The sequence below is a fragment of the Ensifer sp. LBL genome, from assembly GCF_050435225.1.
GTDB lineage: Bacteria > Pseudomonadota > Alphaproteobacteria > Rhizobiales > Rhizobiaceae > Ensifer.
The window spans coordinates 304,467-318,838 of sequence record NZ_JBNDJY010000007.1; the positions used below are offsets into that span (position 1 = coordinate 304,467).

At 63.4% G+C, this 14,372-nt stretch carries 15 protein-coding genes; 8 read left to right on the top strand and 7 right to left on the bottom strand.

The features are described 5' to 3' along the window. Positions 1-158: 158 nt before the first annotated feature. Genes OKW20_RS26605 through cysE form a run of 3 tightly spaced genes read left to right on the top strand, consistent with a single transcriptional unit; the run spans position 159 to position 3,095 of the window. Positions 159-1,268 (top strand): CobW family GTP-binding protein, encoded by a 1,110-nt coding sequence (locus OKW20_RS26605; RefSeq protein WP_043610746.1) that lies wholly within the window; start codon positions 159-161, stop codon positions 1,266-1,268. Beyond that, the gene (locus tag OKW20_RS26610; protein ID WP_429176941.1) at positions 1,268-2,257 is read left to right on the top strand and encodes a WD40 repeat domain-containing protein; all 990 of its coding nucleotides are present in this window, start codon (positions 1,268-1,270) and stop codon (positions 2,255-2,257) included. The genes OKW20_RS26605 and OKW20_RS26610 overlap by 1 nt, the downstream gene beginning before the upstream one ends. Positions 2,258-2,267: 10 nt before the next feature. Continuing rightward, on the top strand, positions 2,268-3,095 hold the full coding sequence (cysE, locus tag OKW20_RS26615; protein WP_429176944.1) for a serine O-acetyltransferase: 828 nt from the start codon (positions 2,268-2,270) through the stop codon (positions 3,093-3,095). Positions 3,096-3,111: 16 nt separating this feature from the next. Here cysE and OKW20_RS26620 read toward each other — a convergent pair whose 3' ends face one another. The 3 genes from OKW20_RS26620 to OKW20_RS26630 all read right to left on the bottom strand — a co-directional run bounded on the left by OKW20_RS26620 (position 3,112) and on the right by OKW20_RS26630 (position 6,182). After that, positions 3,112-4,296, bottom strand: a complete 1,185-nt coding sequence (locus OKW20_RS26620; RefSeq protein ID WP_429176946.1) for a metal transporter — start codon at positions 4,294-4,296, stop codon at positions 3,112-3,114. Further along, positions 4,293-5,420, bottom strand: coding sequence for a multicopper oxidase domain-containing protein (locus OKW20_RS26625; protein ID WP_429176948.1), 1,128 nt, complete (start codon positions 5,418-5,420; stop codon positions 4,293-4,295). Before OKW20_RS26625 ends, OKW20_RS26620 begins: the two co-directional genes overlap by 4 nt. Before the next feature lie 315 nt (positions 5,421-5,735). Beyond that, a complete protein-coding gene (locus OKW20_RS26630; protein ID WP_429114814.1) occupies positions 5,736-6,182 on the bottom strand; it encodes a glyoxalase superfamily protein in 447 nt (148 codons plus the stop codon). Positions 6,183-6,451: 269 nt separating this feature from the next. On the opposite strand from OKW20_RS26630, the gene OKW20_RS26635 reads away from it, so the two are divergent. Further along, positions 6,452-7,084, top strand: a complete 633-nt coding sequence (locus OKW20_RS26635; protein ID WP_429176950.1) for a LysE family translocator — start codon at positions 6,452-6,454, stop codon at positions 7,082-7,084. A gap of 46 nt (positions 7,085-7,130) precedes the next feature. Next, positions 7,131-7,658 carry a hypothetical protein gene (locus OKW20_RS26640; protein WP_429176953.1) on the top strand — a complete coding sequence of 176 codons (528 nt, stop codon included), beginning with the start codon at positions 7,131-7,133 and terminating at the stop codon, positions 7,656-7,658. A 224-nt stretch (positions 7,659-7,882) separates the two neighbouring features. Here OKW20_RS26640 and OKW20_RS26645 read toward each other — a convergent pair whose 3' ends face one another. Next, positions 7,883-8,167: a hypothetical protein gene (locus tag OKW20_RS26645; RefSeq protein ID WP_043619526.1), complete on the bottom strand. Its 285-nt coding sequence runs from the start codon at positions 8,165-8,167 to the stop codon at positions 7,883-7,885. Between the two features lie 262 nt (positions 8,168-8,429). Between OKW20_RS26645 and OKW20_RS26650 the strand changes: the two genes are divergently transcribed. Both OKW20_RS26650 and OKW20_RS26655 read left to right on the top strand, forming a co-directional pair. Beyond that, positions 8,430-9,596, top strand: a complete 1,167-nt coding sequence (locus OKW20_RS26650) for a hypothetical protein (protein WP_429176955.1) — start codon at positions 8,430-8,432, stop codon at positions 9,594-9,596. 77 nt (positions 9,597-9,673) lie between these two features. Then, on the top strand, positions 9,674-10,081 hold the full coding sequence (locus tag OKW20_RS26655; RefSeq protein ID WP_429176958.1) for a VOC family protein: 408 nt from the start codon (positions 9,674-9,676) through the stop codon (positions 10,079-10,081). Positions 10,082-10,087: 6 nt separating this feature from the next. On the opposite strand, the gene OKW20_RS26660 is transcribed toward OKW20_RS26655, so the two are convergent. The 3 genes from OKW20_RS26660 to odc2 form a co-directional block, all read right to left on the bottom strand. Continuing rightward, a complete protein-coding gene (locus tag OKW20_RS26660) occupies positions 10,088-10,714 on the bottom strand; it encodes a LysE family translocator (protein ID WP_429176960.1) in 627 nt (208 codons plus the stop codon). Positions 10,715-10,901: 187 nt separating this feature from the next. After that, on the bottom strand, positions 10,902-11,492 hold the full coding sequence (locus OKW20_RS26665) for a GNAT family N-acetyltransferase (RefSeq protein ID WP_429176963.1): 591 nt from the start codon (positions 11,490-11,492) through the stop codon (positions 10,902-10,904). Between the two features lie 88 nt (positions 11,493-11,580). Continuing rightward, entirely contained in the window at positions 11,581-12,720 is a 1,140-nt protein-coding gene (gene odc2, locus OKW20_RS26670) for an ornithine/lysine decarboxylase (RefSeq protein ID WP_245281660.1), read from the bottom strand. Between the two features lie 695 nt (positions 12,721-13,415). Between odc2 and OKW20_RS26675 the strand changes: the two genes are divergently transcribed. After that, a complete protein-coding gene (locus tag OKW20_RS26675) occupies positions 13,416-14,309 on the top strand; it encodes a LysR family transcriptional regulator (RefSeq protein WP_429176965.1) in 894 nt (297 codons plus the stop codon). Positions 14,310-14,372: the final 63 nt, after the last annotated feature.

A 14,372-nucleotide genomic window follows, 5' to 3' on the forward strand; every position in this document is an offset into this window, starting at 1 on the left:
CTCGCCGATCTTGATGAAAGGAGGGTTATCGGGATCGTAGCGAGCAACGCCGCCCGACCGGCAAAATCGCCTGCGCCATTTGCGCATCGTCGCCGCATCTCCTATATGAGACGCGACTAGGATGCCTGCTCCCGCATCCGGAAATCCCAGAGGTTCCCATGACCGAAACATCCCCGCAGAAGCCGATCCCCGTCACCGTGCTCACCGGCTATCTCGGCGCCGGCAAGACGACGCTTTTGAACCGCATCCTCAGCGAGAACCATGGCCGCAAATACGCGGTCATCGTCAACGAGTTCGGCGAGATCGGCATCGACAACGACCTGATCGTGGAATCCGACGAGGAAATCTACGAAATGAACAACGGCTGCGTCTGCTGCACCGTGCGCGGCGACCTGATCCGCGTGGTGGAGGGCCTGATGCGCCGCCCCGGCCGCTTCGACGCGATCATCGTCGAGACGACAGGCCTTGCCGATCCGGTCCCGGTTGCCCAGACCTTCTTCATGGACGATGACGTGCGCGCCAAGACCGAGCTCGACGCCGTTGTCGCGCTCGTCGATGCCAAGCATCTGCCGCTGCGCCTCAAGGACAGCCGCGAGGCGGAAGACCAGATCGCCTTTGCCGACGTCGTGCTTTTGAACAAGACCGACCTCGTCAGCCCCGAGGAACTGGAGCGCATCGAAGCAACCGTGCGGGTCATCAACCCGTCGGCCCGCATTTACCGCACCCAGCGCTCCGACATCGATCTCGCCAAGGTTCTCGACCAGGGCGCCTTCAACCTCGAACGGGCGCTCGAAAACGATCCGCATTTCCTCGACCAGGACGATCACGAACACGATCACACCTGCGGTCCCGACTGCGGCCACGATCATCACCATCACCACCATGATCACGACCACCACCATCATGATCATGACCACGATCACGACCATCATCACCACCACGATGCCCCGTCGCCGATCCACGACGTGACGGTACAGTCGATCTCGCTGCGCGGCGGCGAGATGAACCCCGATCGCTTCTTCCCCTGGATCCAGAAGATCACCCAGACGGACGGCCCGAACATCCTGCGTCTCAAGGGCATCATCGCTTTTGCCGGCGACGCCGAGCGTTACGTCGTTCAGGGCGTGCACATGATCATCGAGGGCGATCACCAGCGTGCGTGGAAGGAAGGCGAAAAGCGTGAAAGCCGCCTCGTCTTCATCGGCCGTGACCTCGACCGAGAAAAGCTCGAACGTACGTTCAAGGCCTGCGAGGCGCAGCCGAACTGATGCCGACTGTCGCTCCCCTCGATCTCGAAGGTCACGTCGTCGGCGTGGCCTTTCTCAAAGGCGTCCCCTTCTTCGCCGGAGCAACCGGCGCCATTCACCGCCTCGATCTCGGCCACAAGACGACGGAGGTCCATGAGGGCCTGTTGTCGCTCGTCGTCGACGAAGCCAACGACACGCTTCTGACCGGCGGTGAAGACGGCAAGGTCATGCGCACCGCCGCAGACGGCACGACGTCGCTCGTCGCCGAAGCGCCGCGCAAGTGGATCGCCCAGGTTGCCGCCGGCCCGCAAGGTGCCGTTGGCTATGCCTATGGCAAGACCACGCACGTGCGGCTTGCCGACGGCGCGACGAAGGAATTTGCCGAAAACCGCACCGTCGAGGGCCTGGCCTTCGCGCCGAAGGGTCTGCGCATCGCCGCCGCCCGCTATAATGGCGTCTCGCTGCACTGGGTCGGCATGTCCGGTCAGCCGATCGATCTCGAATGGAAAGGCGCCCATACCGGCGTCACCTTCTCGCCCGATGGCCGCTTTCTCGTCACCACCATGCAGGAAAACGCGTTGCATGGCTGGAAGCTCGACGCCAAGCCCGGCACTGAGGCCCGCCACATGCGCATGACCGGCTATCCGGCGAAGGTGAAGTCGGTCTCCTGGTCGGCCAAAGGCAAGTGGCTCGCCTCCTCGGGCGCGCCGGCAGCGATCGTCTGGCCCTTCCAGGGCAAGGACGGGCCGATGGGCAAGGCGCCGCTCGAACTCGGCACCCGAGCTGATATCATGGTGACCTCCGTCTGCTGCCATCCGGCCGAAGACATCGTCGCCATCGGCTACCAGGACGGCATGATCCTCGGCGCCCGCTTTGCCGACAGCAAGGAAGTGCTTCTGCGCCGCCCCGGCAAGGGCGCGATCACCGCCATGGCCTGGAACAAGGATGGCCGGCAGCTCGCCTTCGGCTCGGCCGAGGGTGATTGCGGCGTCGTCGATATCGCTGGCTGACGGGTGGCGCATGACCGCATTGAATGAGACGCAGCGCTACGAAGGCTCGCTCGCCACACCGCTTGCCGACGGCGCGGTCTGGAGCCTGATCCGGGCGGAAGCGCGCGCGCTTGCCGCCCGTGAACCGGTCATGGCACCCTCCCTGATGCCGATCATCGACGCCGGGTCGGATGCCGAGTTGCTGGCCGGCGTGCTTGCGGCCGGCTTGGCCGTCGCGCGCGTCGACGAACGCTCGCTCGCGCAGCTGCTCACCGACATCTTCCAGGCAAACCCTCAGATCCTGCTGGCGACGGAAGCCGACCTTCAGGCGGTGAAAGAGCGTGACCCAGCCTGCCCGGGCCTCATGCATGTGCTGTTGAACCTCAAGGGCTTTCAGGCGCTGCAGATCTATCGCGCTGCCCACCAGCTCTGGATCGATGGCCGCCGTGAGGTCGCGAGCTGGCTTTCGAACCTCGCCTCGCTCGTCTTCGGACCCGACATTCATCCGGCCGCCTGCATCGGCAAGGCTGTCATGCTCGACCATGGCTCCGGCATCGTCATCGGCGAAACCTCCGTCATCGAAGATCAGGTCTCGATCCTGCAGAACGTCACGCTCGGCGGCACCGGCAAGGAAACCGGAGACCGTCACCCGAAGATCCGCCGCGGTGTGATGCTTGGCGCCGGCGCCAAGATCCTCGGCAATATCGAGGTCGGCGCCTACAGCAAGGTCGCCGCCGGCAGCGTCGTCCTCAAGACCGTTCCGCCGCGCACCACCGTCGCGGGCGTGCCGGCAACCGTCGTGCGCATCCATCGCGTCGATGAAATTCCGGCGGCGGAGATGGACCAGACGATCGTCTGAGCCATCCTATTGCCCGTCAGATCTTCACCAAAGCCGCGGTGAAATACATGAAGGCCGCACCGGCCGCGAGACCTGCCAGAACCGGCGGCGTCAGGAAGACATCGCCCCGCCGATCGCTCTGGCGCATCAGATAGGCGCCAACCTCGACGATAACCTGCAGGATCGCACCAGCCCCGACCGCCAGCGCCAGCGCCGACCACTGCGCGGACGTCGCAAGACTGCCGAGCCACATGCCGATGACGGCTGGACCGCCAGCAAGCAGCGTCAAGCCGGCAAAGACCGGGAACGGCGGCCTCTTCTTCAGGATCGGCGCGGCGATGCCGATGCCCTCGGTGACATTGTGGAGCGCAAAGCCGAGCACGAGGAAGGTGCCGAGCCCGGCCGAGCCGGCCGCAAAGGCGGCGCCGATCGCCAGCCCCTCGCCAAGATTGTGCAGGCCGATGCCGAGCGCGATGTAGGTGGAGAGCGCCAGTCCGGTCGGGGCGCCGCTACGTCGGCCGATTGCCATCAGCAGGAGGAAACTGCCCAGGCCTGCCAGCACCACCATGACGGGCCCCTGGAAGATCGCCGCCGCCTCGCCGGCAAGCTCGAGCGCCTCGCCGCTGGCATCGACCAGCAGGAAGCCGAGCAGGCCGATCGTCAGCGACAGCAGGAAGGCCATGCCCTCGCGCCCAACGCCACGCAGGACCGGATAGAACATCAGGCCGACGGCCACGGGCACGATGCCGACGATGATGCCGACCAGGGCTTGCAGCCGCAACTGGCCCGTCGTCGCCTGGGGCGTCGGCACGGCAACCGCTATGTCATGCGCAAAGGTGGCACCCGTGTTGGTCACCACCTTCACGGCATGCGCCTCGCCCAGCATCCAGGGAAACGGCAGCTTCAGCCATGCGGCCCCGCCACGCGCGATCGGCCCCGGCGGATCCTGGGTGAATTGCCAATAGGCGTCGTCCACCTGAACCTGCGCCACCGTCATCGGCTCCGATCCGCCGGCGCGAACAAGCAGACTGAGACCGCTGTCGTCGAGCACGGTCCTTTCGAAGGTCAGGTTCTCGACCGGCGGAGCCCCGTTGCGGAAGCCCGACAGCGGATCGGTCGACACGAGCCAGGCAACGGCGATGCCAAAGACGATGAGAGGCAATGCCAGCCACACCAGGTTGGTCTTTGCCGCGCGAAGGGCAGCTCTTGGCATCTCGTTCATGCGAGCGCCTCCACCACATCGAACATGCCGACCCAGCCGAGCTCGGTGAACTCGGTCTGGTGCGGGTGAAACATGTAGAGCCCGGGTTCGTGCTCGGCAAAGGTGAACTCGAGGATGCCGCGCTGCGCCTGGCACTGGGTGATGAGATCGACGGTTCTCAACGTCGGCGTCAGCGTCGTGCCCTGATCGTAATAGTCGAAGAAATTGGCGTGCAGGTGGAAGGAGTTGATCGGATCGAACTCGATGACATTGACGAGATAGATGCGCACCGGCTTGCCCTTCACGATCCGGATCGGCCGCTTCATGAAGGCGTGGGCGACGGTGTTGACCGCATAGAATTCGTTCTCGGCATCGAAATTGGTGTCGAAGGCGTTCATCACCATCACCAGTTCCTGCCAGCCGGCATTCTCCGGTGTTCCGAACAGTCTGGAGCGGGCGACCTCCACATGCTCCGGCCGGCGGTCCGGGTCCGGATCGATGACGAAGGCGCCGTACATGCCCTTGTGGATATGCCGGCGCAGCGGCATCGCGTGGCAATGGTAGAGATGGCAGCCGAAGGGCTTGGCATCGAACTCGTAGATAAACTCGTCACCGGGATCGACCATGCCGGCACCCGGCACGCCATCCATACGTGCCGCGTGAATACCGTGGAAATGGATCGAGTGCGGATGTGACGCGTAGTTGCGGAAAACGATCCGGAGCCGCTCGCCTTCCTTGGCCCGCAGCGCCGGGCCGGGAACCCGGCCGTTATAGGTCCAGGCGGGAAATTTGATGCCGGGCGCGATCTCGATCTCGCGGTCCTCCGCCGTCATCTCGAAGGTGCGCAGCGTCCGTCCGTCCGGCAGCGTCGAAATCGTGCCGGTATCCCAGTCGGTCAGCATGTCCGTCGGATCGAAGCCGTTGACGGCGCTATCGACCTCGCCGACCGTCATCATTGCGCCATGTCCCATGGCGGGCATCGGCTCTTGCCCCGCCGCTGCCGATGGCGCGGCATGACCGACATGGCTCGCCTGTTGTTGTCCCAGGGCGGCACTGGTACAGATCGCCGTCCCGCCTGCAGCTGCCAGCCCACCCATCAGCAGGCTGCGCCTTCGCATCAGGTCAGGTCTTGTCGGCTTGTCCATATTCGCCCCTCTCCCTCATTGCGTAACACGCGCCGCGCTGTGCCCGACCGGGCGCCAGAAAAGCGGACCACATGCTTCTGCAAATCATTTGCAACAACAGAAATAATGCAAATGCGACCCATTCGCAACTGACTCAGGCACGCATGACGGTCCGCAGGGGCCGGCAGGCCCGCGCGCTCTGGGCGACGCCCTGTCAGCGACCCTGAAACGAAAGCGTCCCCGGAAAGCGCGCAGCTTCGGGGACGTTGGGTTGGACTTCGGCGCCGGACCGGAAACGGACATGTCCGCACGGCCTCGGCAGGCGGTGGTCGCGCCTCACCATTCAAGTTCGAGTTGGGGCACCCCGTTGGAGGTTTTTTCGATCGTACGGCCGTTCTCGTCCACCGTCGCCGTAACCCGCTGGCGGAAGGCCGAGAAGCTGTCGAACGTGACGACGTCGACCGGTGCATCGAACTTCATCGTCAGGCGGTAGCGCCCCGGCTGCGCCGTCAGCGCCTGCACCGAAAGGATCTCGCCCTCGAAGGCCTGGCCAAGATAGCGCCCCTTCACGCGGGATCCGAGCATCCAGGGATTGAACGGCGGACGGTTGCCGACAGCGGCGTGCAGCGTGTTCCAGTCGCGATAGCCGTACTGGGCGGCGATCAGTTCGAGCGAGCGGGAATGGCCGATGGTTTCGCCTTCGGATGCAAGGCGGGTGCGCAGACGCTTGGCCTGGTCTTTCAGGGCGTCGAGCGAGGGAAGCGGGTTTGATCCGCGCGTCATGAGAAGGTCTCCTGCAGCGGCATGCATTCCTTGAAGATGGGAGCCCGCATTGCCACCGGTTCGCATGCCGTTTCGGCTGACCGTGTCTCAAAAGAAGGACTTCACCAAAGCATGACGCTCGCGGACGGCAGGGACCTTCACCCTGCCGCTTCCATAGGGGATGCCGCTTCGGCTGTCAAACATGGCGCTGAACCGGCGTCCGCGCGAAAGACGATTGCGCACGCGCAGAAGCTGTGGGACGACTACCGGAGACGACGGAGGAGGACGTGATGACCGAAATGACGATACTCGCATTCGCGCTGGTTGCCTTCATCGGCATCGCGACGCCGGGCCCGACGGTCCTGCTCGCACTCACCAATGGATCACGCTACGGCGTCAGGCGCGCAAGTGCGGGCATGGTCGGTGCCATGCTCTCCGACTTCGTACTGATCGGCGCCGTCGCGCTTGGCCTTGGCGCGCTGCTGGCGGCCTCCGAATTCTGGTTCACCGTCGTCAAATGGCTGGGTGCTGGCTATCTCGCCTTTCTCGGGATCATGCTGCTCAGGTCGAAAGGGACGATCCAGGTGGCAACCGAAGCCGGCGGGACTGCTCCCGTTTCGTCTACCGCGATCTTCCTGAAAAGCTTCCTGGTCGCTGTCACCAATCCCAAGGGCTATCTGTTCTTCACTGCGTTCCTGCCGCAGTTCATCGATCCGGCGGCGCCGCAGGCGGCGCAATATGCCGTTCTCGCCCTCGTCTTCGCCACCGTCGATTTCACCGTGATGTTCGGCTATGCGCTGCTCGGCGCGAAAGCCGCGGTCTTCCTCAAACGATCCGGGGCCATATGGCTCGATCGCCTGTGCGGCGGCGCCTTGCTGGCACTGGCCGGCTCGCTCGCGCTTTACCGCCGCGCCACCGCCTGAAATGCTGTTTCGCCAACACCTCCTTGCGCAGATCGCGAGCGGCGACGTGACCTTGGCCTTCCGGCGCTGGACCAAGCCGACGGTCAAGGCCGGCGGCACCTTGCGCACCGCGGTCGGTGTTCTCGCCATCGATGCCGTCGACGAGATCGAGGAAGGCGCGATTACCGACAGCGATGCCCGCAAGGCCGGCTTTGCCGATCGCGCCGCCCTCGTTGGGGAGCTGGCCGCGCGCACCGAAGGGCGCTGTTACCGCATCGCCTTCCACCGGGCCGGCGACGACCCACGCATCGCCCTGCGGGACGCGGCCGACCTCGACGATGACGGGCGGGCAGAAATCGACCGCAAGCTCGCGCGGTTCGACGACAGCGCCGGCATGGCCTGGACCCGTCCGGTGCTGCAGCTGATCGCTGCCCGTGACGGAACGACTGCGGCGGAGCTGAGCGCCGCCATCGGCATGGAAAAACTGAAGCTCAAGGCGCGCATCCGCAAACTGAAGGAGCTCGGCCTCACCGAAAGCCTCGATGTCGGCTATCGCCTGTCCGGCCGCGGGCGTGCCTTTCTCGGGGGAAAATAGCTCGCGTGAAAAAGCGGATGGTGCCGAGGACACCATCCGCTTCCAGACTTGAGGCACACGAGACCCGCGGCAGAGAAGAACACCCTGAAGGCTCTTCCCTACATCCCTGCGTCACGGATCACAGTGCAAGTGTTGACGGGTAATCGGTTCGAACGCGTTTCGAAGCAAACCCCGGAGCGATTGCGGGATCGGGGCGGAAAACCGCGCCGCTTTCCCGTTGCCCTTTAGTGGCGGCGCTGTTTGCCGCCGTTGTTCGACAGGATGCCGAGGCCAAGGTCGAGATCGTTGCCGGAGAGAACGCCGTTCAACGACTTGTTGAGGATGCTGTTGTCGGAAAGCACATCGCCGACATCGACCTTCGGTGCGACGACGATGCCATTGGCGATGCCGCCGTTGAGCACGTTGACGTTCTTGCCGGACAGAACACCCAGCGACAGGCCACCGGCCGACGCCTGGGACACAGTGGCGGCCACAACTGCGAATGCGATGCAAACTGTCTTGATCGTCATGGGGTTACCTCCTGTTGGACGTGTACCTGCTGTACACAACCAGGAGAGTACAATTAACATTTCAGTAATCAATTAAGAAAGCAAATCATAATAAACAGTTAAGCATAACAACTTCAATTCTAACGAGCGCCAGGCCGGATCTTCCGACGAAGCATTTGGGCATGGCACCGGGAATATTCGACACAGCTAATTACAACATAAAGTTTTATTAACCACGTAACTCCATCATATACTTATAAAGGTATCGATTGAGGAAGAGGGGATGCGACCATTCCCGGCCGTCGTAGTCACTCTTGTTGTTCTCGCGACAGCCTTTCCGGCGGCCAGTGAAACCACGCTCGATTACTCCGCCGGCTACGGCCACAGCAGCAATATCTTCGAGGACCCGCAGGTGCTTTCCGGACCATTCTGGGAAGGTCGGCTGGGGTTACGCGGCAGACTCGAGCTCGGTGACGGCAAGCTCAGCTACGGCATCCGGCAGTTCGAGCGCCGGATCATCGACTACCGTTTTGCCGACACGCATTTGACCGGCGGCACGCTCGGCTATTCCTTCCCGATCGGAAAGAACCTGCTGGTCGAACTCGAGGGCGCCGCCATCCGCAACGATTCCGGCGACCTCTTCCTCAAGCTGCCGAACAACATCATCGGCTACCGCACGATCGATTATTCGACCCAGGCGGCGGCCAAGGTCACGGCCCAAGGCCTTGGCGGCAAGACTGCCTTCTCGGCGAAATACGACGAGCGCCGGCGCGGCATCGCCGAGTTCACCACCGATCTCATCCGCCCCACCAAGCTCGACCCGGACGTCGCCCTTGCGACCTTCGGCGCCAGCCACTACCGCACCGTCGGCGGCGGCGAGCTTTGCCTGTGCGTCGAATATAACCGCTCGATCATTCCCGGCGACGAACAGAACAGCTTCGTCCGCTTCCCGGCGACGACGCTGCGCGGCTCGATTGCCTATGCGCGACAGTTCGACAACGGCCTGACCCTCGTCGGCGAGGCCGGCCTGATCGCGCTGATGAGCGACAATCTCGGCGATACCAGTCGCTACACCGAGCCCTATCTGCGAGCCGAAGCCAAATGGGAAACATCCGGCGGCTTCGAAATCGGCAGCGGCTTCCGGCAGGACATCGCCATCGACGACATCGACGATGCGGTCGCCGAACTCACCCGCACCATCTCCGCTTCGATCGCGCAGCGCTTCAATCCCTGGATCAAGGCAAGCCTCGGCTACGAGGTCAGCCGCGCCACCTATTATTACTATCTCTACGACCGGAAGACCGAGACCGTCACCGCAAAGCTGCTGCTCGGCCCAGAAGAGAAGCCGCAGCTCGAAATCGAGTATGCCCATTCGCTGCAACGGGAAACCGACCCTACGCAGGACTACAGCGCCAACACCATCGTCGCACGCATCGGCGGGTCCTTCTGATGCAGATCGCGCTGTTGCACCGCCGACAGAGGTGTGAGACGACTTGCCACCCAAACAGGCAGGACGAGGAGACAGGCATGATCGGCTATACGATGGTCGGAACGGCGGACCTGAGGCGCGCCGAGCGCTTCTATGATCCGGTGATGGCGCTGATCGGCCAGGAGCGCTGCTATTGCGACGAGCAGGTTTCCTCCTGGGGTCGAAAGGACGATGACAAGGCGCCGCGTTTCTTTGCCTGCCATCCCTTTGACGGCGGGACGGCCTCCATCGGCAACGGCGCCATGACTGCCTTCCTGGTGGAGAGCGCCGGCGTGATCGACCGGCTGTTCGAAACAGCCATGGCGCGCGGCGGCAGCGAAGAGGGAAAACCGGGTTTCCGCCCGCAATATGGCGATGGCTTCTATGCTGCCTATGTGCGTGATCCCGACGGCAACAAGCTGGCCTTCGTCTGCTACGACGCCCGCGAGGCCGGGAGCACGTCCTGATCGGCCCTAGCGGCGCGTCGACCAGCCGAACCAGATCGCCACGGCCGCAAGCATCAGCGCGAGCACGCGCCGCACCAGCCGTTCGCGTGCCGGCGAGTTGAGGACCGGCTCCAACGCCCCGGCCAGAAGCACGATCGCGGCGTGAACCGCGGTCGCAACACCCACATAGAGTGCGGCAAGCGTCAGGTTCTGGGGCAATAGCGGCCGGGTATCGTCGACGAAGGTCGGAAGAACGGTGACGAAGAACAGCGCCGCCTTCGGATTGAGCAGATTGGTGATCAGGCCGCGCCGGAAATAGAAGAATGCGGGCTTGCCGCTCGGCCCCGCCTCCTCACCGTCACCATTCCAGGCTTCGAAGGCGAGATAGAGCAGGAAGCCGACACCTGCCCAGCGAAGCGCTCCATAGAGCATGTCCGACTGGCCGACGAACTCGGCAACGCCGAAGGAGGCGGCAAAGCCGATGATCGCGAGGCCCAGCGCCACGCCGGCGACGGTCGCCATGCCGGGCCTGCGCCCCTCCGAGGCCGCGACCATGGCGAGGTACGCCATGTTCGGCCCCGGCGTCAGTTCGATGATGAAGGATGTCAAAAGAAAGGGCAGCAGGGTCGCTGCCCCGAAAATGAACGGATCCATGCGCGAGACTTCCATCCGCTTGCAACGGGGCCCACCGGCTTGCGGCAAGGCCTTGTCCGCAAGGTCAGGTCAGCGACACCGCATTGTCAAGGAAGATGGCATGCGTCTGCCCCCTCGCCGATCAGATCGGACCAGCGAGGGAGCAGCGAAAAATCCGTCACCGCAGGGTTGGCGACGGAAAGCGATCTCAGGCGGCGCGGCGAACCGGCGGCATGGCGAGCTTGCGGCCGCTGGCGACGATCAGGCCGGCAGCACCCTCGAGCCAGTTGTCGCGAAGCTCGAGCGCCAGGAACCGGTCGCGTTCGAACGGACCCGGCATGACGAGATGCTGGGTGCGGCTGGCAAAGAAGCCGAAGCGCTCGTAATAGGCCGCGTCGCCGACGAGCAGGATCGCGCCATGGCCGCGGTTCTTGGCCTCTTCGATGGCAGCGCGCATCAGCATGGCGCCGATGCCCTTGCTCTCATGCGCCGGGTCGACGGCGAGCGGACCGAGCAGCAGCGCCGGCACGGCATGGCCTTCGCGGCTGACGCCGGCCTCGACGTTCCAGAGGCGCACGGTGCCGATCACGTGACCGTCGATATCGCGGGCGACGAAAGCAAGGCCTTCGGCCGGCAGCCGGCCGCTGCGCAGCTTTTCCGACGACTTGCGACGGCGCTCCGGCCCCATGGCGCGGTCGAGCAGGTTCTCGCGCGCGACGACGTCGCCCGGATTCTCGGCATCGATTACAAATGTAGTGGGCGCGAAAAACGCGCGCAGGGCGTCAACAACAGCGGCCATCGGGGCCTCCCGTTATCAAAACCGCTTCAGGCGGACCGAACGAAAATTGTGAAATGGCGCTCCCGCCCAAGGACGGGAGCAGACCGGATCAGATCACATAGGCCTTCAGCGGCTCGAAGCCGTTGAAAGCGACGGCCGAGTAGGTCGTCGTATAGGCACCGGTGCCTTCGATCAGAACCTCGTCACCGATCGAAAGCGTGATCGGCAGCGGATACATGTTCTTCTCGTAGAGCACGTCGGCCGAATCGCAGGTCGGGCCGGCGAGAACGCAGGGTTCCATTTCGTCGGCATCGCGCGCCGTGCGGATCGGGTAGCGGATCGCCTCGTCCATGGTCTCGGCGAGACCGCCGAACTTGCCGATGTCCAGGAACACCCAGCGATGGGCGTCGTTGTCCGACTTCTTCGAGACGAGAACGACTTCCGCCTTGATCACGCCGGCATTGCCGACCATGCCGCGACCGGGCTCGATGATCGTTTCCGGGATGTGGTTGCCGAAGTGCTTCTTCAAGGCACCGAAGATCGCCTGGCCGTAAGCTTCCGCCGTCGGCACGTCCTTCAGGTACTTCGTCGGGAAGCCACCGCCCATGTTGACCATCTTGAGCTCGATGCCCTGCTTGGCCAGTTGCACGAAGACGCGCTTGGCATCAGAGAGCGCTGCATCCCAGGCATCCAGCTTCGTCATCTGCGAACCGACATGGAACGAGACGCCGTAGGAAACGAGGCCATGCTGATGAGCGTAGACGAGCACGTCGACGGCCATCTGCGGGACGCAGCCGAACTTGCGCGACAGCGGCCATTCGGCGCCTTCGCCATCGGTCAGGACACGGCAGAACACGCGGGCGCCGGGGGCTGCGCGGGCAACCTTCTCGACTTCCTCGTGGCTATCGACCGCAAACAGGTTCACCCCAAGCGCGTGGGCGCGGGCAATGTCGCGCTCCTTCTTGATGGTGTTGCCGTAGGAGACGCGGCTTGCGGTCGCACCGGCGTCGAGCGCCATTTCGATTTCGGCGACCGACGCGCAATCGAAGGAGGAGCCCATGCCGGCGAGCAGGCGCAGGATTTCCGGCGCCGGGTTTGCCTTGACCGCATAATAGATCGAGCTATCCGGCATCGCGTGGCGGAAAGCCTTGAAATTGTTGCGCACGACGTCGAGGTCGACAACAAGGCACGGGCCTTCCGGTCGTCGGGTGTTGATGAAGTCGATGATGCGAGCCGTGGTCATGGCCATATTCCCCTGATCCAAGATGCCCCGCTTTCGCGGAGGACAAAGGGCATACGCGCACATGCTCTGGAACCAGCCGGTGGAGACCCCGGAACCATGCATGCGCTCGATGCGCGAACGGTGAATCAAAGCCTGCCTAGGCTTCAATTCGGCTTTGTCTGCCATGGATTGGAGGGGGTAACCCAACCGCACTTCCGGCAATGAAGGTGTGCCTCTTCAGTAACCCCGGCTGTTGGAAAGCCGGCAGACACCAGAAAGGCCCGCACCGTCGTTGCTTCAAGATGTCCTCGCATTTCCCGGTTGGCCGGAATAGCGACTGGAGGGGTTAGTTCCAGGTACCTTACCGATACCCTCACCTAATCGAGGGTCGGCGGACACCCACAGGCACGTGCGACTTTGGGCAAGGGCGTAGGTAAGAAAAAAGCCCGTCGTAATCAAGAGTTTTTTCACAACCGCGGTTGAATTTTTTTCCAGCCGGGCAAAACTGTCGATGTTCACAAATCCTGAACGACAACCGCCGGATCGATCACCGATCTAAAGCATTGAAAGAAGACTATTATTTTGAGAAACCGGCACCAACGGCGGAACCCGGCGCGATGACGCAAGCGACGGACAATCTGCCGCCGGCATCATCGACGCGGAATGAGGCCTTCGCCGGCGAATCGGCGAAGCACGATTGAGAGCACGAAAGAAAGATCGCCATGGACACACTCACCCGTATCCGCGCCTTTATCGATGTCGTGGACGCCGAGGGGTTCTCGGCCGCCGCAAGGCGTGTCGGCAAGTCGAAGGCGCTGCTTTCCAAATATGTGCGCGAGCTCGAGGATGAACTGGGTGCGCTGCTCCTCAACCGCACGACACGGCAATTCTCGCTGACCGAGGCCGGCCACACCTACTATCGCACCGCGTCGGAAATCCTGAAGGAGATCGACAATCTCGCCGATCTCGTGCGCGCCAACAATTCCGACCTCAAGGGACGGCTGCGCATCACCGCGCCGCGCACCTTCGTCGATGCGGAGATCGGCCAGTCGCTGGTAGATTTCGGCAAGCAGCATCCCGAACTCTCGCTCGAAATCATCTCCGATGACCGGTTCGTCGATCTGGTCGAGGAAGGCTTCGACGTCGCCATCCGCATCACCCGGCTCGAAGATTCGACGCTGATCGCCCGCAAGCTCGACGATTTCCAGGTGCTGATCTGCGCGGCCCCGGAATTCCTGGAAAAGGCCGGCCCGATCGCTCACCCGACGGACCTTTCCAAGCTGCCCTGCATTCTCGATACGAATGGCCGCTCCTATTCCAACTGGCGCTTCATCGAGCCTGACGGTTCTGCCTTCACCGTGCCCGTCAGCGGCCCGATCGAGGTCAACAGCCCGCTTGCCGCCCTCAGGGCCACCGTCTCCGGCCTCGGCGTATCGATTATCCCGGATTTCATCGCCCGCCCGAAAGTCGCCACCGGCGAACTCGTGACCCTGTTCGACGATTTCCTGCCCCGCGACCGCGGCATCTATGCGATCTATCCGCATCGCCGCTACCTCCCGGCCAAGGTCAGGACCCTCGTCGACTTCCTCCACGCCTGGTTCCGCAAGCCGCGGTGATCGGGCACCTAAGCCTCAAAGTCCCAATTCCGTCCCATTTCCGGTACATTCCCGGAAACGAAT

Coding starts and splice junctions, on each gene's coding strand:
- OKW20_RS26610 (WP_429176941.1), top strand. CDS start 1,268: ATGCCGACTGTCGCTCCCCTCGATCTCGAAGGTCACGTCGTCGGCGTG.
- OKW20_RS26675 (WP_429176965.1), top strand. CDS start 13,416: ATGGACACACTCACCCGTATCCGCGCCTTTATCGATGTCGTGGACGCC.
- OKW20_RS26665 (WP_429176963.1), bottom strand. CDS start 11,492: ATGGCCGCTGTTGTTGACGCCCTGCGCGCGTTTTTCGCGCCCACTACA.
- OKW20_RS26605 (WP_043610746.1), top strand. CDS start 159: ATGACCGAAACATCCCCGCAGAAGCCGATCCCCGTCACCGTGCTCACC.
- OKW20_RS26650 (WP_429176955.1), top strand. CDS start 8,430: ATGCGACCATTCCCGGCCGTCGTAGTCACTCTTGTTGTTCTCGCGACA.
- OKW20_RS26660 (WP_429176960.1), bottom strand. CDS start 10,714: ATGGATCCGTTCATTTTCGGGGCAGCGACCCTGCTGCCCTTTCTTTTG.
- OKW20_RS26635 (WP_429176950.1), top strand. CDS start 6,452: ATGACCGAAATGACGATACTCGCATTCGCGCTGGTTGCCTTCATCGGC.
- OKW20_RS26620 (WP_429176946.1), bottom strand. CDS start 4,296: ATGAACGAGATGCCAAGAGCTGCCCTTCGCGCGGCAAAGACCAACCTG.
- OKW20_RS26625 (WP_429176948.1), bottom strand. CDS start 5,420: ATGGACAAGCCGACAAGACCTGACCTGATGCGAAGGCGCAGCCTGCTG.
- OKW20_RS26630 (WP_429114814.1), bottom strand. CDS start 6,182: ATGACGCGCGGATCAAACCCGCTTCCCTCGCTCGACGCCCTGAAAGAC.
- OKW20_RS26645 (WP_043619526.1), bottom strand. CDS start 8,167: ATGACGATCAAGACAGTTTGCATCGCATTCGCAGTTGTGGCCGCCACT.
- OKW20_RS26655 (WP_429176958.1), top strand. CDS start 9,674: ATGATCGGCTATACGATGGTCGGAACGGCGGACCTGAGGCGCGCCGAG.
- odc2 (WP_245281660.1), bottom strand. CDS start 12,720: ATGGCCATGACCACGGCTCGCATCATCGACTTCATCAACACCCGACGA.
- cysE (WP_429176944.1), top strand. CDS start 2,268: ATGACCGCATTGAATGAGACGCAGCGCTACGAAGGCTCGCTCGCCACA.